Source organism: Flexivirga lutea (assembly GCF_054778955.1).
Genome location: NZ_BAAGZB010000006.1, coordinates 37,311 through 55,044 on the forward strand (window position 1 = coordinate 37,311; position 17,734 = coordinate 55,044).

At 70.6% G+C, this 17,734-nt stretch carries 20 protein-coding genes; 16 read left to right on the forward strand and 4 right to left on the reverse strand.

Annotated elements, in window-relative coordinates:
* The first annotated feature begins 75 nt into the window (after nt 1-75).
* Both ACYVBN_RS17195 and ACYVBN_RS17200 read left to right on the forward strand, forming a co-directional pair.
* The gene (locus ACYVBN_RS17195; protein ID WP_460601573.1) at nt 76-876 is read left to right on the forward strand and encodes an aggregation-promoting factor C-terminal-like domain-containing protein; all 801 of its coding nucleotides are present in this window, start codon (nt 76-78) and stop codon (nt 874-876) included.
* A 228-nt stretch (nt 877-1,104) separates the two neighbouring features.
* Nucleotides 1,105-1,542 (forward strand): hypothetical protein, encoded by a 438-nt coding sequence (locus ACYVBN_RS17200; RefSeq protein ID WP_460601574.1) that lies wholly within the window; start codon nt 1,105-1,107, stop codon nt 1,540-1,542.
* 16 nt (nt 1,543-1,558) lie between these two features.
* Here the strand turns inward: ACYVBN_RS17200 and coaA are convergent, their stop codons facing one another.
* Entirely contained in the window at nt 1,559-2,521 is a 963-nt protein-coding gene (gene coaA, locus ACYVBN_RS17205) for a type I pantothenate kinase (protein WP_460601708.1), read from the reverse strand.
* An 88-nt stretch (nt 2,522-2,609) separates the two neighbouring features.
* Between coaA and glmS the strand changes: the two genes are divergently transcribed.
* The 9 genes from glmS (at nt 2,610) to tsaD (ending at nt 11,474) form a co-directional block, all read left to right on the forward strand.
* Nucleotides 2,610-4,463 (forward strand): glutamine--fructose-6-phosphate transaminase (isomerizing), encoded by a 1,854-nt coding sequence (gene glmS, locus ACYVBN_RS17210; RefSeq protein ID WP_460601575.1) that lies wholly within the window; start codon nt 2,610-2,612, stop codon nt 4,461-4,463.
* Between the two features lie 34 nt (nt 4,464-4,497).
* Nucleotides 4,498-4,848 carry a holo-ACP synthase gene (locus ACYVBN_RS17215; RefSeq protein WP_460601576.1) on the forward strand — a complete coding sequence of 117 codons (351 nt, stop codon included), beginning with the start codon at nt 4,498-4,500 and terminating at the stop codon, nt 4,846-4,848.
* Nucleotides 4,849-4,856: 8 nt separating this feature from the next.
* Nucleotides 4,857-6,386: a bifunctional ADP-dependent NAD(P)H-hydrate dehydratase/NAD(P)H-hydrate epimerase gene (locus ACYVBN_RS17220; RefSeq protein ID WP_460601577.1), complete on the forward strand. Its 1,530-nt coding sequence runs from the start codon at nt 4,857-4,859 to the stop codon at nt 6,384-6,386.
* A 79-nt stretch (nt 6,387-6,465) separates the two neighbouring features.
* Nucleotides 6,466-7,623 carry an alanine racemase gene (gene alr, locus ACYVBN_RS17225; RefSeq protein ID WP_460601578.1) on the forward strand — a complete coding sequence of 386 codons (1,158 nt, stop codon included), beginning with the start codon at nt 6,466-6,468 and terminating at the stop codon, nt 7,621-7,623.
* A 34-nt stretch (nt 7,624-7,657) separates the two neighbouring features.
* Nucleotides 7,658-8,773, forward strand: a complete 1,116-nt coding sequence (locus tag ACYVBN_RS17230; RefSeq protein WP_460601579.1) for an alpha/beta fold hydrolase — start codon at nt 7,658-7,660, stop codon at nt 8,771-8,773.
* Complete coding sequence (tsaE, locus tag ACYVBN_RS17235; RefSeq protein ID WP_460601580.1) at nt 8,770-9,234, forward strand: tRNA (adenosine(37)-N6)-threonylcarbamoyltransferase complex ATPase subunit type 1 TsaE; 465 nt, start codon at nt 8,770-8,772, stop codon at nt 9,232-9,234. The genes ACYVBN_RS17230 and tsaE overlap by 4 nt, the downstream gene beginning before the upstream one ends.
* A 27-nt stretch (nt 9,235-9,261) precedes the next feature.
* Nucleotides 9,262-9,939: a tRNA threonylcarbamoyladenosine biosynthesis protein TsaB gene (gene tsaB, locus ACYVBN_RS17240; protein WP_460601581.1), complete on the forward strand. Its 678-nt coding sequence runs from the start codon at nt 9,262-9,264 to the stop codon at nt 9,937-9,939.
* A 30-nt stretch (nt 9,940-9,969) separates the two neighbouring features.
* A complete protein-coding gene (gene rimI / locus ACYVBN_RS17245; protein WP_460601582.1) occupies nt 9,970-10,431 on the forward strand; it encodes a GNAT family protein in 462 nt (153 codons plus the stop codon).
* Nucleotides 10,428-11,474 carry a tRNA (adenosine(37)-N6)-threonylcarbamoyltransferase complex transferase subunit TsaD gene (gene tsaD, locus ACYVBN_RS17250; RefSeq protein WP_440282153.1) on the forward strand — a complete coding sequence of 349 codons (1,047 nt, stop codon included), beginning with the start codon at nt 10,428-10,430 and terminating at the stop codon, nt 11,472-11,474. The genes rimI and tsaD overlap by 4 nt, the downstream gene beginning before the upstream one ends.
* A 53-nt stretch (nt 11,475-11,527) precedes the next feature.
* Here the strand turns inward: tsaD and ACYVBN_RS17255 are convergent, their stop codons facing one another.
* Nucleotides 11,528-12,604: a glycoside hydrolase family 3 protein gene (locus ACYVBN_RS17255; protein WP_460601583.1), complete on the reverse strand. Its 1,077-nt coding sequence runs from the start codon at nt 12,602-12,604 to the stop codon at nt 11,528-11,530.
* 10 nt (nt 12,605-12,614) lie between these two features.
* Here ACYVBN_RS17255 and ACYVBN_RS17260 point away from each other — a divergent pair, with 10 nt between their 5' ends.
* Nucleotides 12,615-12,842, forward strand: coding sequence for a hypothetical protein (locus ACYVBN_RS17260; protein WP_460601584.1), 228 nt, complete (start codon nt 12,615-12,617; stop codon nt 12,840-12,842).
* Between the two features lies 1 nt (nt 12,843).
* Here ACYVBN_RS17260 and ACYVBN_RS17265 read toward each other — a convergent pair whose 3' ends face one another.
* On the reverse strand, nt 12,844-14,070 hold the full coding sequence (locus ACYVBN_RS17265; protein WP_460601585.1) for a class I SAM-dependent methyltransferase: 1,227 nt from the start codon (nt 14,068-14,070) through the stop codon (nt 12,844-12,846).
* A gap of 105 nt (nt 14,071-14,175) precedes the next feature.
* On the reverse strand, nt 14,176-14,322 hold the full coding sequence (locus ACYVBN_RS17270; RefSeq protein WP_460601586.1) for a hypothetical protein: 147 nt from the start codon (nt 14,320-14,322) through the stop codon (nt 14,176-14,178).
* A 23-nt stretch (nt 14,323-14,345) separates the two neighbouring features.
* On the opposite strand from ACYVBN_RS17270, the gene ACYVBN_RS17275 reads away from it, so the two are divergent.
* The 4 genes from ACYVBN_RS17275 (at nt 14,346) to groES (ending at nt 17,721) form a co-directional block, all read left to right on the forward strand.
* On the forward strand, nt 14,346-15,461 hold the full coding sequence (locus tag ACYVBN_RS17275; protein ID WP_460601587.1) for a TrkH family potassium uptake protein: 1,116 nt from the start codon (nt 14,346-14,348) through the stop codon (nt 15,459-15,461).
* Nucleotides 15,451-16,140 (forward strand): potassium channel family protein, encoded by a 690-nt coding sequence (locus tag ACYVBN_RS17280; RefSeq protein ID WP_460601588.1) that lies wholly within the window; start codon nt 15,451-15,453, stop codon nt 16,138-16,140. Before ACYVBN_RS17275 ends, ACYVBN_RS17280 begins: the two co-directional genes overlap by 11 nt.
* Nucleotides 16,141-16,181: 41 nt before the next feature.
* Nucleotides 16,182-17,165: a ribose-phosphate diphosphokinase gene (locus ACYVBN_RS17285; RefSeq protein WP_460601589.1), complete on the forward strand. Its 984-nt coding sequence runs from the start codon at nt 16,182-16,184 to the stop codon at nt 17,163-17,165.
* A gap of 259 nt (nt 17,166-17,424) precedes the next feature.
* On the forward strand, nt 17,425-17,721 hold the full coding sequence (gene groES, locus ACYVBN_RS17290) for a co-chaperone GroES (protein WP_440282148.1): 297 nt from the start codon (nt 17,425-17,427) through the stop codon (nt 17,719-17,721).
* Nucleotides 17,722-17,734 lie beyond the last annotated feature (13 nt).

Sequence of the window (17,734 nt, forward strand, 5' to 3'; positions counted from 1 at the left end):
TGGTGCTGTCGCATCGCTGTGCCGGGACTCCTGCGGGCGCGTTCGTCATGTCTCCCCCCGAAAGGCTGCTGCTTCATGTCTCGTCCCGTGGGACGTCACCGCGCCCGTCGCGACACAGGAATCGGCGCACTCCGCCGGCCGGCCGTTGCAGCAACAGCAGCGATCTCGACCGTCTCCCTCGCGGCAGCGGCCTACTCCACGGCGGCGACCGCCAGCGCCACGGCGACCGGCTCCGCGCAAGCTCACCTGGTGCTCGGCGTCCCCGCGGCCTCCACCGCACTGAATGCCGCGGATTCCGGTGTGGCCACGGATGCGCAGGCCCAACTCGCAGCCGCCCAGCAGGCCGTGAGCGCCCGCAAGAGCGCCGACGCGAAGTCGCGGTCCGCCGCCGCAGCACGCGCCGCCGCCGCCGACAAGTTGCAGAGCGCCGCGCGGGCCAGCGCACGCGCCGCCCAGCAGGCCGCCAGCGACAAGAAGGCGGCCGCGAAGAAGGCCGCGAAGCAGAAGGCCGCAGCCAGCCGGGAGAAGGCGCAGACCTCGCGCGACACCACCCGGCCCCCGGCCGCGAGCTTCGGCGGCAGCCCCCAGGCGTATGCCGCCGCCATGTTGTCGTCCTACGGCTGGGACCAGGGACAGATGAGCTGCCTGGTCAGCCTGTGGAACCGCGAGTCGGGCTGGCGCGCGAACGCCACCAATCCCTCCTCGGGTGCTTACGGCATCCCGCAGTCCCTGCCCGGCTCGAAGATGGCCAGCGCCGGTGCCGACTGGCAGACCAACCCGGCGACGCAGATCCGCTGGGGGCTCGGGTACATCAAGGCGACCTACGGTTCGCCCTGCGGCGCCTGGGGTCACTCGCAGGCCACCGGCTGGTACTAGTCACCCCACGAAGTTCTCCTCCGCTTCGGCACCCCAGGAAGTTTCTCCTCCGCTTCGCTCCTGCGAATACTTCCTGGGGGACCCTGCCTTCGCTCCTCCGCATACTTCCTGGGGACCCCGCCGTAGCTGCCCCGAGTATGTCGCGGGGAGCCCGACATGACACACCCACGAATCGCCGACGGAAGCGTTCCTTCGGACAGATCCGATCGACGGGCTATTTTGGACACCATGCTCCTGCACAAGCGATGGTTCGTGGCGGTCTACTGGGCCGTCGCGGTGGTGCTCATCGCGGTCGCGGGCGGGCTCGGCGCCACGTGGGGCGACCGTCAGGCACCGACCTTCGACAACAAGGACAAGGGCTCGGTCCCGGCGAACGGCGTCTCGCACCTGCTCTACCAGGTCTTCGGCGGCGTGCTGCTCGCGCTCGTGGTCGCCGCCGTCTTCGCGGGCGGCTGGCTCCTGCTGTGGGTGCGCACCCGGCGCGCCGAGGCACTCGACGACGCTGCGTATGACGAGGACGACGCCGACACCATGTCGGTCGACGACGTGGAGCACATGTTCGACGACGACGCGGACGAGGGCGCGGACGACAACGCGGACGACAACGTCGAGGACGGGTACGTCGAGGATCGGGCGGAGTTCTCGAAGCCGTCCGAGAAGCGCTGACGACGCGCGCGACCGGTCAGATCTTGCGCAGCCGGACCCGCGTCACGTTGTGACCGGAATCCTTGCGCAGCACCAAGGTCGCCCGGCTACGGGTCGGCGCGACGTTCTGCCGCAGGTTCGGCCCGTTGGTCGTCTCCCAGATCTGCCCGGCGCGTTCGACGGCCTGCTCGTCGGTCAGTGCGGCATACCGGTGGAAGTAAGCACCGGGATCGGCGAATGCGGTCTGCCGCCAGCGCAGGAAGCGCTCGACATACCACTGCTTGATGTGCTCCTCGCGCGCATCGACGTAGACCGAGAAGTCGAAGAAGTCCGACACGGCCAGCGTGCCGCGCTGGTCGGTGGTCAGGGCTGAGGGCTGCAGCACGTTGAGCCCTTCGACGATCAGCACGTCCGGTTGCTCGAGCACGATCTGCTCGCCCGGCACGATGTCGTAGGTCAGGTGTGAGTAGACCGGCGCGCTGACACGCGGCGCTCCGGACTTGACCTCGGTCAGGAAGCGGATGAGTTTGCGCCGGTCGTAGGACTCCGGGAAGCCCTTGCGCTGCAGCAGGTCTCGTCGCTCGAGCTCGGCATTCGGGAAGAGGAATCCATCGGTCGTCACCAGGTCGACCCGTGGCGTGCCCGGCCAGCGCGCCAGCAGTTCGCGCAGGATCCGGGCCGTGGTCGACTTGCCGACCGCCACCGACCCGGCGATGCCGATCACGAACGGTGTGCGTGCCGGCCGCTCGTCCAGGAAGTCGGTGGTGACCCGGTGCAGCCGGCCGGTGGCCGCCACATAGATGTTGAGCAGCCGGGACAGCGGCAGGTAGATGTCCTCCACCTCCGGCAGGTCCAAGCGGTCGCCGGTGCTGCGCAATCGGCGGACGTCCTCGGCCGTCAGGCTCATCGGATGGGAGTCACGCAACCCCGCCCAGGCGGCCCGGTCGAACTCGACGAAAGGGGAGGTGACAGGAGTGCGGCTGCGAGACACGCCCGCCATTGTCCACGAATCGGGTGTCGTCCGTTCGCAGCCCGGGCAGACGGGGCGGTTCCACCCGGCGCCGTACGGATCGGGTTCAATGGGGCGCATGTGTGGAATCGTCGGGTATGTCGGCTCACGGGTCAGCGATCGGGCGCAGGCCGTGGTCATGGAAGGTCTGGCGCGGTTGGAATACCGCGGCTACGACTCAGCCGGCATCGCCCTGCTGGCCGGCGGCGAGGTGGAGAGCCGCAAGCGGGCGGGCAAGCTCGCCAACCTCGTCGGCGAGATCGGTCAGCACCCGTTGCAGTCCTCGCGCACCGCGATCGGCCACACCCGCTGGGCCACCCACGGCGGGCCGACCGACGCCAACGCGCACCCGCACCTGGGCGGCCCGGACGGCAAGCTGGCGCTGATCCACAACGGCATCATCGAGAACTTCCACGCACTGCGCACCGAATTGATCGAGGCCGGCGTCGAGTTCGCCTCGGAGACCGACACCGAGGTGGTCGCGCACCTGCTGGCACGCGCCTACGACGGTGATCTGACCGCCGCGATGCTCGCGGTGGTGGCACGGCTGGAGGGTGCGTTCACGCTGCTCGCCATACACGCTGATCAGCCCGGTGTCGTCGTCGGCGCCCGCCGCAACAGCCCGCTGGTGGTGGGCCTCGGCGACGGCGAGAACTTCCTGGGCTCCGACGTCGCCGCGTTCATCGGCTACACGCGCGAGGCGATGGAGCTGGAGCAGGACCAGATCGTCACCATCACGCCGGACGAGGTCCGCGTCATCGGTTTCGACGGTGAGTCGGCACGGGGCAAGACTTTCCACGTCGACTGGGACGCCGCGGCCGCCGAGAAGGGCGGTCACCAGTGGTTCATGGAGAAGGAGATCCACGAGCAGCCGCAGGCCGTCGCCGACACGCTGCTGGGTCGCACCGACGAGACGGGTGCGCTGGTGCTCGACGAACTACGCATCTCCGAGCAGCAGCTGCGCGACGTCGACCGGATCACCTTCGTCGCGTGCGGCACCGCGGCCTACGCCGGGATGGTCGCCAAGTACGCGATCGAGCACTGGACGCGCATCCCCGTCGAGGTGGCCCTGGCGCACGAGTTCCGCTACTGCGACCCGATCGTCGACGGACGCACGCTGGTGGTGTCGATCAGCCAGTCGGGCGAGACGATGGACACCCTGATGGCGGTCAAGCACGCGCGTGATCTGGGTGCGCTGACGGTGTCCATCTGCAACACCCACGGCGCGACCATCCCGCGGGAGTCCGACGCCGTGCTCTATACGCACGCTGGACCGGAGATCGCCGTCGCCTCGACGAAGGGTTTCCTGGCCCAGATCACCGCCTGCTACCTGCTGGGCCTCTACCTGGCCCAACTGCGCGGGCATTCGTATGCCGACGACGCGCGCGCGGTGCTCGCGGAGCTGCAGGAGGCACCGGACCGCATCGCCGAGGTGCTGGAGAACCTGGATCGGGTCCGGGAGATCGCCCGCTTCATGGCGGACACCCGCTCGGTGCTCTTCCTCGGCCGGCACGTCGGCTTCCCGATCGCCCTCGAAGGTGCGCTCAAGCTCAAGGAGCTGGCCTACATCCATGCCGAGGGTTTCGCGGCCGGGGAGCTGAAGCACGGGCCGATCGCATTGATCGAGCCGGGGCAGCCGGTGTTCATCGTGGTGCCCGGTCCGGACACGCCGCACGGCCTGCACGGCAAGGTCGTGTCCAACATCCAGGAGATCCGGGCCCGGGGTGCGCGCACCATCGTCATCGCCCAGGACGGCGACACCGCGGTCGAGCCGTTCGCCGACGAGGTGATCCGGGTCCCGCGCACCTCGCCGATGCTGCAGCCGCTGCTGACCGCGGTGCCGTTGCAGGTCTTCGCGATGGAGCTGGCCAACGCCAAGGGGCTGGACGTCGACCAGCCGCGCAACCTGGCCAAGTCGGTGACGGTCGAATGAGGACGCGCGTTCGCCGTATCCAGATCGAGGGCTCGTGATCGTCGGCGTCGGCATCGACGTGGTGGACGTGGCGCGGTTCAGCGCCAAGCTCGAGGCCACGCCACGGCTGGCGGAGCGACTGTTCGCCGAGTCCGAACGTGACCTGCCGCCGCACTCGCTCGCCGGCCGTTTCGCGGCCAAGGAGGCCCTCGCCAAGGCGCTGGGCGCTCCGGTCGGGCTGCACTGGACCGATGCGATCGTCGTCAAGGACGCCCTCGGCAAGCCGTCGTGGCAGCTCCAGGGGTCGGTCCGGGCACGAGCGGACGAGCTCGGCATACGCTCGTGGCACCTGTCCATCTCGCACGACGCGGGCATCGCGTCCGCGGTGGTGGTGGCGGAGAGCTGAGGAGTCCCATGATGCTTCGGGCGTATGACGTGCCCGCCGTCCGTGCTGCCGAGGACGCCGTGCGGGCGACACTGCCCGACGGTGAGCTGATGCAGCGTGCCGCGACCGGACTGGCCCGGGTGGCCGCTGCGCGGCTGGCCGAGGAGCACGCCGGTCGGGTCGTGCTGCTCGCCGGCAGCGGGGACAACGGCGGCGACGCACTCTATGCCGGGGCACAGCTGGCCGGCGACGGCGCCGAGGTCACGGCGATCCTGGTCGGCGCGCGCACGCACGAGCAGGCGCTGGCCGCGGCACGGGACGCCGGGACGGGCGTCCTCGAATGGCGCAGCGGCCAGGCGGCACCCGACATACGTGCGGCGCTGGCCGCGGCGGACCTGGTCATCGACGGCATCCTGGGCATCGGCGGCCGCCCCGGCCTACCGGAGCACCTGTGCGACCTGCCCGACCTCATCGCCGAGGACGCGCTCGTGCTGGCCGTCGACCTCCCGTCCGGAGCCGACCCCGCCGGCGAGGTCGGCAGCGACGCGATCTACGCCGACGAGACGGTCACCTTCAGCCTGGCCAAGCCGGTCCACCTCATGCCGGCGACCGAGCAGGCGGTTGGGTTGCTCACGGTGCTCGACATCGGCGTTCCGGAGCCGGAAAACCCTGCGGTGCAAAGGCTTTCGCACACCGACGTCGCCGGGCTGTGGCCGGTGCCGGCCCCGGGCGACGACAAGTACTCGCGCGGCGTGCTCGGGGTGATCACCGGGGGAGAGCACTACACCGGCGCCGCCCTGATGTCAGTGACCGCAGCAGTGACGGCGGGTGTTGGGATGGTGCGGTATGTCGGTCCCGACGTGCCCGCCGGCCTGCTGCGGCAGGCGGTGCCGGAGGCAGTGTTCGGCGTCGGCCGGGTGCAGGCGTGGCTGATCGGCTCCGGCATGGACCTCGACGACGCGTCCGAGGAGCAGCTGTCCGCCGCGCGCGACGCCCTGGCGTCCGACCTGCCGGTGGTGCTCGACGCGGGCGGACTCGACCTGCTGGACGGTCCGCGTACGGCGCCGACCCTGCTCACCCCGCACGCCGGGGAACTGCTGCGGCTCGCCCGGCGGATCGGGGTCGGACGCTCCGACCTGCCGGCTACCGCTCATCCCGGGGTCGGTCAGCGGGACGCCGACGGCGGCGACCTGTCGGCCGACGACGTGCACCGGGCACCGACCGTGGTGGCTCGAGCCGTCGCGGACCGCATGCGGTGCACGGTGCTGATCAAGGGGGCGGTGACCGCCGTGGTGCCGCCGACCGACAGCGGGCTGCCCATTCACACCCAGGCCGACGGACCGGCCTGGCTGGCCACGGCCGGCAGCGGCGACGTGCTCGGCGGCGTGTGCGGCGCGCTGCTCGCCGCCGGCCTCGACCCGCTGCGCGCCGGGGCTCTCGCGGCGCTCGCCCACGGCGTGGCAGGGGACCGCGCCAACCCGGGTGGGCCGGTGCGCGCCATGGACATCGCGCACGAGATCGGCCGGTCGGTTGCCCACCTGTTGCGCCTCCCCGGCTGAGCCACCCCACGCCCTCTCTGCGGCCGGTCGGATCGAGCACCTCCGGTGCCGACGAACACCAAGTGCCACACTTGCCCCTGTGAACGCCCACATTCCACATCTGCTCGGTGCCGTTCCCGCTCGCGTGACGGTGGACCTCGATGCGATCGCACACAACGTCGGGGTGCTGCAACGCCACGCCGGTGACGCGATGGTGATGGCCGTCGTCAAGGGCGACGCGTACGGCCACGGTCTCATCCCCAGCGCGCGGGCGGCACTGCGCGGCGGAGCGCACTGGCTCGGCGTCGCACAGCTGCACGAGGCGCTCGCCCTGCGCAACGCGGGTGTGACCGCCCCCCTGCTCAGCTGGTTGCACGCACCCGGCATCGATTTCGCCCCGGCGGTCACCGCCGACATCGACATCGGCGTGCCGGCGGTCTGGGAGGTCGACGCGGTCGCCGCGGCCGCCCGACAGGTCGGCAAGACCGCCCGCGTACAACTCAAGGTGGACACCGGGCTCGCCCGCAACGGCGCCTTCGGACCCGACTGGCCGCGGCTGGTGGAGGCCGCCCAGCGGCACGTCGCGGACGGAACCATCACGGTGACCGGGGTGTTCACGCACTTCGCGTGCGCCGACGTGCCGCACCACCCGACCGTGCCAGCGCAGCAGGTCCGGTTCGCCGACGCCGTCGCCGACTGCGAGCGGGCCGGTTTCGCCCTCGAGGTCCGGCACATGTCCAACTCGGCGGCGACACTGACCACCCCCGGCGCCGCGTGGGACATGGTGCGCCCCGGTCTGGCGGTCTACGGACTCTCACCGGTGCCCGACATCGGCGGCCCGTCCCGTTTCGACCTGATCCCGGCCATGACGATGACCGCGAATGTCACTGTCGCCAAACGAGTTCCGGCGGGTCAGGGAGTCAGCTACGGTCACACCTACGTCACACCGCGAGAGACCACGCTGATCGACGTACCGTGCGGGTACGCCGACGGTGTGCCCCGCGCCGCCTCGTCCAAGGGGCCGGTGCAGGTGCGCGGTGAGCGGTTCACCGTCGCCGGACGGGTGTGCATGGACCAGTTCGTCGTGGACGTCGGCGACCTACCGGTCCAAGCGGGTGACGAGGTGGTGCTCTTCGGCAACGGGGCGGACGGCGGACCCACGGCCCAGGACTGGGCCGAGGCCACCGACACGATCAGCTACGAGATCGTCGCCCGGATGAGTTCCCGGCTGCCGCGCATCTACCTCGGCGAACAATGAGGGCCACTGCCCGCGAGATCACCGGGGCGTGCCGATGAGCGGCCGTCGTGGACTGATCGGTCTGGGCATCGGGGTCGCCGCCGCCGGAGTGGCCACTGCTGCGGGCCTGGCGACCGATCGGGTGGTCCGGGCCCGACGTACCCGGCCCGACCCGGCCGACGTGCTGGACGACCCCGAACTCGAGCAGCGCGGCACCGTCGTCGTCGCGGACGACGGTGTGCCACTGTATGTCGAGATCGATGAACCGGCGGGACCCGCAACGGAATTCGGGAAGGATCGCGCCACCACGGTGCTGCTCGTCCACGGCTACGCGCACAGTCACGCCATCTGGGCACAACAGCGCCGCGTCGTCCACGAGGCGGGCTATCGGGTCGTCTGCCCGGATCTGCGTGGCCACGGCAGATCCGGCGAGGGTGACGACACGACATACACGATCGCCCAGCTCGGTCGCGACCTGGCGACCGTGATCGAGCAGACCACGCCCGAGGGCCACCTCGTCCTGGTCGGCCACTCGATGGGCGGTATGGCGCTGATGGCGCTGGCCGAGCAGCATCCGCAGCTGATCCGCGACCGGGTCGCCGGGGTCGCCCTGATCGGCACCAGCGCCGGCGGCCTGTCGGAGGTGAACTTCGGGCTGGGAAAGCAGCTGGGCGGTGTCGTGCACCGGCTGGGACCCGCCGCGGTCGCTCGGGTCGACAAACGACAGGGCATGTTCAACACGGCGCGGCTGCTCGGCCGGAACGTCGAATCCGCTCTGGTGCATCGGTATTCGTTCGGCGGCCCGGTGCCCAAGGACGTCGTGCGCGAGGTGGCCGAGATGATCTTCGGCACGCGCCTGCACGTCATCGGCGCGTTCCTGCCGACGCTGATGGAGCACGATCGCATCGAGGCGCTCGCGGCCTTCGAAGGCGTCGAGACCCTGATCGTGCACGGCACCCGCGACCGGATGACCCCCATCGCGCACGGTGAACGACTCGCGACGACGCTGCCGGGTGCCGAACTCGTGGCCGTCCAGGGAGCCGGTCACGTGCTGCCCCTGGAGGCGCCCGACCTGCTCGACGCCGAACTGCTGGCGTTCCTCGAACGCGCCGAGCGTTCGGTGTCCGCCACTCGGGGCGATCGTCCGCTCGGAGCGAAGGAGAGTCGATGACCGTCCGGATCCGGCTGCAGGACGCCGACGCCACGCAGCGATGGGGCGCTCGGCTCGGCGCACTGCTGCGCGCGGGAGACCTGCTGGTGCTGACCGGCGGGCTGGGCGCCGGCAAGACCACGCTGACACAGGGCATCGCCGCCGGTCTCGGCGTGCGTGGCCCGATCACCTCGCCGACCTTCGTGATCTCACGGATACACCCATCCCTCGTCGGCGGTCCCTCGCTGGTGCACGTGGACGCCTACCGGCTGGGCGGCTCGGACGAGCTGGACGACCTCGACCTGGACGCCGACGTCGCCGACTCCGTCACGGTCGTCGAATGGGGTGCCGGACTGGCCGAGGAACTGGCCGAGGAGCACCTGGAGCTGCTGCTGGAGCCGGACGGCGCGGCCCGGGTGGTCACGGTGCTGCCCACCGGCGCCCGATTCCAGGCGCTGGCCGAGCACCTCTCTGCGGACTGAGCGGGCGACCCGCCGTACCCTTGTGCGGTGCTCTTGCTCGCTCTCGACACTGCCTCCTCGGCCGTGACCGTCGCCCTGCACGACGGGAAACACGTCCTCGCCGAGGACTCCGTGGCCGACTCCCGGCGTCACGCCGAGACCCTCACCCCGATGATCTCCGCGGTCGTGGCCGCGGCCGGGCGCGTCCCGGCGGATCTCACCGCGGTCGCGGTCGGTGTCGGGCCCGGGCCGTTCACCGGGTTGCGTGTCGGGCTGGCGACGGCCGTGACGCTCGGGCTGGCGCTCGACCTGCCGGTGCACGGCGTATGCAGCCTCGACGCGCTCGCCCACGCCGTCATGTCCGGCCGCAACGCTCCGGCCGACTTCGTCGTCGCCACCGATGCGCGCCGCAAGGAGATCTACTGGGCGCGTTACCGGGCCGCCGATGGCCTCGTGGAGCGGGTCTCGGGTATGCCGCAGGTGGGCCGCCCCGCCGAGCTGCCCGCACAGATCCGGTCGCTGCCGGCCGCCGGACGCGGACCCATGCTCTACCCCGACGCGTTCGCGGCGGCGCTGCCGCCGTCGGACGTGCCGGCGGGCAGCGTGGCGTCATACGCCGTGCAGCAGCTGGCGGCCGGCCGCGACCTGCTCCCCGTGCAGCCGCTCTACCTGCGGCAGCCGGATGCCACGCCGGCGACCGCGCAGAAGTCGGTGCTGCCGCGATGACGGTGCAGTCGCGATGACGGTGCAGTCGCGATGACGGTGCGGCTGCGGGACATGCAGTGGCCGGACATCGAGCAGCTCACCGCGCTGGAGGAGCAGCTCTTCGAGCACGACGCGTGGTCGGCGCCGTCCTGGTGGTCCGAGCTCGCCGGGCGGCCACGACGCCGCTACACCGTGGCGACCGACGGCGACACGATCGTCGGCTACGGCGGCATCGACTGCGCCGGACCGACGGCCGACGTCATGACGATCGCCGTCGCCCCCGGCCGGCAAGGTCATGGCCTCGGCCGCACTCTGCTGGACCGGCTGCGCACCCAGGCGCGCGAGAGCGGTGCCGAGGCACTGCTGCTCGAGGTGCGAGCGGACAACGAAGCCGCCCGGAACCTCTATCTGCGCAGCGGTTTCGAACACATCCGGACCCGGCGCGGCTACTACCGCCCGGACAACGTCGACGCGCACATCATGCGCGCACATCTCGTGGGGGACCGCTCATGAACGAACCACTGATCCTCGGTGTCGAGAGTTCCTGCGACGAGACGGGCGTGGCGTTCGTGCGCGGCAACACGCTGCTCGCGGACGCCGTGGCCAGCAGCGTCGACCAGCACGCGCGATTCGGCGGCGTGGTGCCCGAGGTTGCCAGCCGGGCGCATCTGGAAGCCCTGCTGCCCACCATCCGGCGGGCCTGCGAGGAGTCCGGTCAGCAGCTGCGCGACGTGGACGCGATCGCGGTGACCTCCGGGCCCGGCCTCGCCGGGGCACTGATGGTCGGTGTCGCGTCCGCGAAGGCGCTCGCGTGGGCGCTCGACAAGCCGCTGTACGGCGTCAACCACCTGGCCGCGCACGTGTGCGCGGACGTCCTCGACCACGGCCCGCTGCCCGAACCTACCATGGCGCTGCTGGTCTCGGGCGGCCACACGAATCTGTTGCTGGTGCGCGACATCGCCTCGGACGTGGTGGAGCTCGGCGGCACGATCGACGACGCGGCCGGTGAGGCGTTCGACAAGGTCGCCCGCGTGCTGGGGCTGCCCTACCCCGGGGGTCCGCACATCGAGCGCGCAGCCGCCGACGGAGACCCGAGCGCGATCCGCTTCCCGCGCGGGCTGACCTCCCGCAAGGACATGGAGCGCCACCGCTTCGACTACTCCTTCTCCGGCCTGAAGACCGCGGTGGTCCGTTGGGTGCAGGAACGCGAGGCGTCGGGCGAGCCGGTCCCCGTCGCGGACGTCGCCGCGAGCTTCAACGAGGCCGTCGCCGACGTCCTGACGCGCAAGGCGATCGACGCCTGCCGGGAGTACGGCGTACACGACCTGCAGATCGGCGGCGGTGTCACCGCCAACAGCCGACTGCGGGCGATGGCGCAGGAGCGTTGCGACGCGGCAGGGATCAGCCTGCGAGTGCCTCGCGTGCGGCTGTGCACGGACAACGGCGCGATGGTCGCGGCCCTCGGATCACAGATGGTGCAGCGTGGGCTGGTGCCGAGTTCGCTGGATCTGCCGGCTGATTCGTCGATGCCGGTGAGCCGGACCAAGGCGTCGTAACGCTCGGTCCCGATACCCGGCCTCGTTCCTCGGCCGCATTCGACCAGCGCGCGTCAACAGGACAACAGGCCGAGGCGCTGCTTGAGGGCGAGCACCCGTTTGACCGACTGCTCGACCTGACCGGCGAACGTGGTGTCCGACGACGCACGGGCAGTGAGCGCCTGCAGCATCGGTCCGGTGTCCGCGGCGTTGCCGGTCAGGACGATGTCGCCGCCCGCGGCGACGAATCGCACGGCGCGCTGCCCGACCGGGATCGCCCGCACGGCAACGGCGTTCATGTCGTCGGTGATGACGACTCCGTGCCAGCCGAGTTGCTGCCGGAGCAGCTCGGTGACGATCTTGCGGGAGAAGGTGGCGCGGTGGGCCGGGTCGATCCTGGCGTAGCGGGCCGAGGACATCATCACCGCGCCCGCACCTGCCTCGATGCCGGCAGCGAACGGTCTGAGGTAACTGTCGGTCGACGTGGTGCGGGTGTCGGTCGTGCCGTCGGTCGTGACGTCGGTGTTGCCGGTGATGCGACCGAGTCCCGGGAAGTGCTTGACGGTTGCGCCGACACCGCTGCGCTGCAAGCCGTGGACGACGTTGCCGACCGATGCGGCGACGGTCGCCGGGTCGTGTCCGTATTCGCGGTCGAACTTCCCGATGGGTGCGTTGGAGGCGCCCTTCGCGGCCGGCACGGTGTCGGCCACCGGGGCAAGGTTGAGGTTGACGCCGGCCGCCTTGAGCTGCCGGCCGATCAGTGCGCCGTATGCCGTGCGCTGCTGCGGACTCATGCGGCCCTGTTGCAATGCCGAGACCAGCGGAGTGAACCCGGTGCCGCGCAACTGCTGCACTGCGCCGCCTTCCTGGTCGGCGGCGATCAACAACGGCACCCCGCCCGTGGCCGCCGGACCGGCTTGGGACTGCAGATGCTCCGATGTGGCGCGCACCCGCGACACACCGCCGGACCAGCCGCCGAGATAAATGATGTTGCCGACATGGTGTGCCGCGATCAGCCCGTCGTCCGCAGCGGCCGGGGAGCCGCCGTCCAGCCCGACCATCAGCAACTGCCCCACCCGCTGCGCAGGCGACAGTGCGGTGTAGGTGCGCTGGACGCAGCTGCGGGACGGCGACGGTGCGAGCGAGGTCACGCTCGGGGCGGTGGCGGACTTCGTCGCGGGCCTCGTCGGTGTGGCCGATGGTGCGGTGCTGGACGTCGCTGCGCTGCCACGCGCCGACGTGGAAGCTACGGCGGGCGTGGACCGGGTCGCGCTGCCGGACGCCTGCCCGCCCGACCCGGACGAGCATCCCGTGATGACCAGTGCTGCGACGGCACCGGCGCTGACGGCGCGGGCGACGTGTCGGGGAGCTGGCACCGGACGACCGTAACTCACCGAACGGGCGCCAGCATCAGCACGGCCTGGGCCCCGCCGACCCGGGTGACCAGGATGGTCGCCTCGTTGTCACCCTTCAACCGCAGCTGCCGCCGCAGCTGCACCGGATCCACCGAGGCGCCCTTCTTCTTGATGGTGAGCCGGCCGATCCGGTGGTCGCGGATCCAGGAGCGAAGTGCCTTGAGGTTGAACGGAATGGCGTCGCTCACGGCATACTTCTTCGCCCACGGCACGACCACGTCGCGCGGTGAAGTGACGATGCCGATGCCGGTGTCGAGTTCGGCGCCGTCGACCCGGCGGACCAGGGCCCCGCCCAGACCGGCGCGGATGACCGCCCGGTCGGCCTCGTAGAGGAAACCGTGCAACCGGTCCAGCCGCGCCGGCTCGGGGTTGGCGCCGGTCGCGTCGCGCTCGAGCACCTCGTGCGCGAACTGGTCACTGACCACGACCGCCGACCGACCCGTGTCCCACGCGGCGTCGTTCCACCACAGCACACACTCCAGGACTTCGCCGTCGTAGGACGTCCACTGCGCCTGGGTACCCAGCGGGATAGCCGCGTGCGGGAAGGAGGGGGAGAGTTTGACGCCCGCCGCGGCGGTGGCCGCGCCCAGCTCGCGCACCAGGTCCCAGGAGGGGGCCAGCTGATCGAGCCGGAAGGTCCGTCGCGTCCGCCCCTGCAGGTCGCTCACCCCCGGCGTGCGGCGCGCCGGGTCCAGCCAGACACCGATGGTCCGGGCGGCCTGCGCCGTGGGGACGGAGACGTGCTCGGCCAGGCCGTGGCGCACCTTCGCGTGCGCCCACGAACGCAGGTTGAATTCCGCGACCCCCGCAGTGACCTCGTCCGCGTCGACCGCGGTGACCCGCAGGCCGGCGACGGCGAAGGCGCGTGCGTCCGCGCCGACTCCGCAACCCAGGTCGAAGACCTGGCGGGTGCCCGACGCGCTGAACCGTCGCGCGTGCAGCTGGGCGATCTGACGGCGGGTCGCCTGCTCCAGCCCGTCGACGGTGAAGAGCATGCCGTGCGCCGCACTGCCGAACTTGCGCTCGCCGCGCGCCCGCAGCCGGGACTGGGTCAGCGCGGCAGCGACCAGGTCGGCATCGAAACCCTCGGCACGCAGCCGGTCGGCCAGCGTGAACGCGGCCGCCTCGTCATACGGCGGCAGGGACGCCAGCAGAGCCGCGCCCTCGCCACTGACCAACCGGGCCAGCAGGGCGGGCGTCACCGGGCATCACTCCGCGCGGTCGGGGCACCGTGCACACCTCTCATGCGGTTAAGTGTCCCGCATGAAGCGGCTTCGATTCGGTCCGGCGCGGACGGTTGTCGTCTTCTACGCGATCACGGTGACGATCGGCACCCTGCTGCTGACGTTGCCGTTCACCACGTCGGGGGAGGGGAAGGCCGCGTTCGGCACGGCGCTGTTCACCGCGGCCAGCGCGACCTGCATCACCGGTATGTCGCCGGTCGACGTGGCCACCTATTGGAATCCCGTGGGGTCACGTGGTGATCCTGCTGCTGGTCCAGGCCGGCGGCCTCGGGATCGTCACCCTGTCCGCACGGTTGCTGCAGTTGCTCCACGGCCGGATGGGCATCGAGGGCACGCTCGCCGCCCAGGCGGACTCGCACACCGACTCGCCGGCCCATGCACGGTCGATGATCCGGGTCATCGTGCGGTTCTATCTGTTGCTCGAGGCGCTGTTGGCGGTGCTGCTGACGCTGCGGCTGCGGTTCTCGTATGGCGAGAGCACCGGCCGGGCAGCGTGGGAGGGCGTCTTCCACGCCGTGTCTGCGGTGAACAACGCCGGTTTCACGCTGTACACGCAGGGTGCGGCGAAGTTCGCGGGCGACCCGTGGGTGCTGGCGATGCTGTGCGGCGGCGTCTTCATCGGCGGACTCGGCTACCCGGTGTGGTTCGAGCTGATGCGCCGGCGTCGGCCCAAGCAGTGGTCGATGCACACGCGGTTGACGGTCTACGGCTCGGTGATCCTCTTCCTCGTCGGCCTGGCGGCGTTCCTGGCCTTCGAGTCGCACAATCCGGCGACCCTGGGTCCGCTGGGCTTCACCGATACTTTGTGGAACTCCATCGGCGGTGCCGTCTTCCCCCGCACGGCCGGCTTCAACACGGTCGATTACACCCAGGTGCGCCCGGAGACGATGGCGATCAACTACGTGCTGATGTTCATCGGCGGCGGCAGTGCCGGCACCTCCGGCGGCATCAAGGTGTCGACCTTCTTCCTGCTCGGCGCCGTGATCATCTCCGAGGTCCGCGGCGAGCCGCAGGCCCGGGTGGGCCGCCGCGCCATACCGACGGCGGTGCAGCGGCAGGCGCTCACGGTGGCGCTGCTCGGTGTCGGCACCGTCATGGTCGGAATGATCGTCATCCTGACGCTCAGCAAGCAACCGATGCAGCTGGTGCTGTTCGAGACGATCTCGGCGTTCTCCACCACCGGGCTGTCCGCCGGCCTCACCGGCCGGCTGCCGGAGGCGGCGCACTTCGTGCTGATCGCGTTGATGTTCATCGGCCGAGTCGGCACGATGACTGTCGGCACGGCACTGGCCATGCGCCGCAGCAAGCGGCGCTACCAACTACCGGAGGAGTTCCCCATTGTCGGCTAAACGGCGTCACGCCGCGCTGGACGAGCACAGCGTGCTGGTCATCGGCCTCGGCAGGTTCGGCACCGCGGTCGCGGCGACCCTCACCGAACAGGACTGGGACGTCGAGGCGGTCGACCACTCCCTGGAGCTGGTGCAGCGCTGGTCCGACGAGTTCACCCACGTCGTCCAGGCCGACACCACCGACATCGAGGCACTGCGGCAGATCGGCGCCGGGGACTTCGAGCGAGCCGTCGTGGCCATCGGGTCCAACCTGGAGGCCAGCATCCTGACCACCGCCAACCTTGCCGACCTCGGCGTGCCGAGCATCTGGGCCAAGGCGATGACCAAGCAGCACGCGCGCATCCTGCAACGGATCGGCGCCCACCATGTCGTGCTGCCCGAACGCGAGATGGGCGCCCGCATCGGGCGGCTGCTGGTCGGCTCGCTGACCGACTACTTCGAGCTGGAGAGCGGCTTCGGCATCGGTCGGATGGCGTGCTCGGCCAAGTTCGCGGATAAGACGCTCGCCGAGCTCAACCTGCGCGGCAAGTACGGCGTCACGGTCGTGGCCGTGAAGCATCCCGGCGGGGCGTTCGCGGACGCCCGGCCGGAGACGGTCATCGGCAAGGGCGATCAGCTGGTGATCACCGGTTCGACCGAGCGGCTCCAGCAGTTCTCCGGGCGGGCATCTGGTCAGTAGAGTCGAACTGCGAACCGCATCCGTCCCATGGAAGGCCGCCCGTGCGCGAGATCGTCGTCTTCTCCGGATCAGCCCACCCCGCCCTCGCCGACAGCATCTGCACCCACCTGGGGGTGCCGCGGTCGTATGTCGAGCTGAAGCGCTTCAGCAACGACTGCCTGCAGGCCCAGTTGCTCGCCAACTGCCGCCAGCGCGACGTCTACCTGGTGCAACCGCTGGTGCCGCCGACGCAGGATCACCTGATGGAGCTGCTGCTGATGATCGACGCCGCGCGCGGCGCGTCGGCCGAGCGCATCACCGCCGTCATTCCCTATTTCGCCTACGCCCGCTCGGACAAGAAGGACGCCTCGCGGATCTCGCTGGGCGGCCGGCTGGTGGCCGACCTGCTTGCCGCGGCCGGGGTGCACCGGGTGATCACCATGGCGTTGCACGCACCGCAGGTGCACGGTTTCTTTTCGACGCCGGTCGACCACCTGACCGCGATCGGGGAGCTGGCGCAACACTTCCGCGCCGGTGACGACCTGAGCGACGCGGTGATCGTGTCGCCGGACTTCGGCAACGCCAAGACGGCGCAGCAGTTCGCCCGGCTGCTCGGCCTGCCGGTGGCGGCCGGGTCCAAGAAGCGCATCTCGGACGACAAGGTCGTCATCGACACCATCGTCGGCGACGTCGACGGCAAGCGGGCGATCGTGCTCGACGACGAGATCTCGACGGGCGGGTCCGTCGTGGAGCTGCTGGACCGGCTGGGGGAGCGCGGCTGTACCTCCGCGGACATCGCCTGCACCCACGGGCTCTTCGTCGGCCCGGCGGTGGAGCGGCTGTCCGGGCATCCGCTGATCCGTCAGGTCGTCACCACCGACACGGTGCCGACGCCGGCGAACTGGCCGCAATTGCAAGTGCGTTCGGTCGCGGAGTTGTTCGCCGAGGCGATCGCCCGGATCCATGCCGGTGAGTCGGTCAGCAGCCTGTTCGACGGTGTCGATCCATCGCACGCGCCGCCCGCCGCGACGCTGCCGTTCGGCTGAGCCGACGTCGCGCGGGCTCATCATGAAGCCGTCGTGAAGCCGTCGTGAAGGCGTGGTGAAGCCGTCGTGACGACATTTGGCACTCGAGTTGCATGAGTGCTAACGAACGCATAGATTCAGTGCTGGCACTCTACCTGGGACAGTGCCAACCGCATTTCGTGGTCGACCCCCGCGACGGCGCCCACGACGTGACGAGCACTGGATCCAGGGCACGCAACCACGGCCCGTTTGTCGGGCCCCTGAACAGGAAGGTCACACCGTGTCGGTGAACATCAAGCCGCTCGAGGACCGCATCGTCGTCAAGTCCGTCGAGGCCGAGCAGACCACCGCCTCCGGCCTGGTCATCCCGGACACCGCCAAGGAGAAGCCCCAGGAGGGCGAGGTCCTGGCCATCGGTCCCGGCCGCATCGACGACAACGGTCAGCGCGTTCCGCTGGACGTCGCTGTCGGCGACCGCGTCATCTACTCCAAGTACGGCGGCACCGAGGTGAAGTACTCCGGTGAGGAGCTGCTCATCCTCTCGGCCCGCGACGTCCTCGCAGTCGTCCAGAAGTAAGACCCCACGCATT

Excerpts from the sequence above, each read along its gene's own strand:
- ACYVBN_RS17200 (WP_460601574.1), top strand. The coding sequence starts at position 1,105 with ATGCTCCTGCACAAGCGATGGTTCGTGGCGGTCTACTGGGCCGTCGCG.
- tsaD (WP_440282153.1), top strand. The coding sequence starts at position 10,428 with ATGAACGAACCACTGATCCTCGGTGTCGAGAGTTCCTGCGACGAGACG.
- ACYVBN_RS17230 (WP_460601579.1), top strand. The coding sequence starts at position 7,658 with ATGAGCGGCCGTCGTGGACTGATCGGTCTGGGCATCGGGGTCGCCGCC.
- rimI (WP_460601582.1), top strand. The coding sequence starts at position 9,970 with ATGACGGTGCGGCTGCGGGACATGCAGTGGCCGGACATCGAGCAGCTC.
- ACYVBN_RS17195 (WP_460601573.1), top strand. The coding sequence starts at position 76 with ATGTCTCGTCCCGTGGGACGTCACCGCGCCCGTCGCGACACAGGAATC.
- coaA (WP_460601708.1), bottom strand. The coding sequence starts at position 2,521 with ATGGCGGGCGTGTCTCGCAGCCGCACTCCTGTCACCTCCCCTTTCGTC.
- glmS (WP_460601575.1), top strand. The coding sequence starts at position 2,610 with ATGTGTGGAATCGTCGGGTATGTCGGCTCACGGGTCAGCGATCGGGCG.
- tsaE (WP_460601580.1), top strand. The coding sequence starts at position 8,770 with ATGACCGTCCGGATCCGGCTGCAGGACGCCGACGCCACGCAGCGATGG.
- ACYVBN_RS17220 (WP_460601577.1), top strand. The coding sequence starts at position 4,857 with ATGATGCTTCGGGCGTATGACGTGCCCGCCGTCCGTGCTGCCGAGGAC.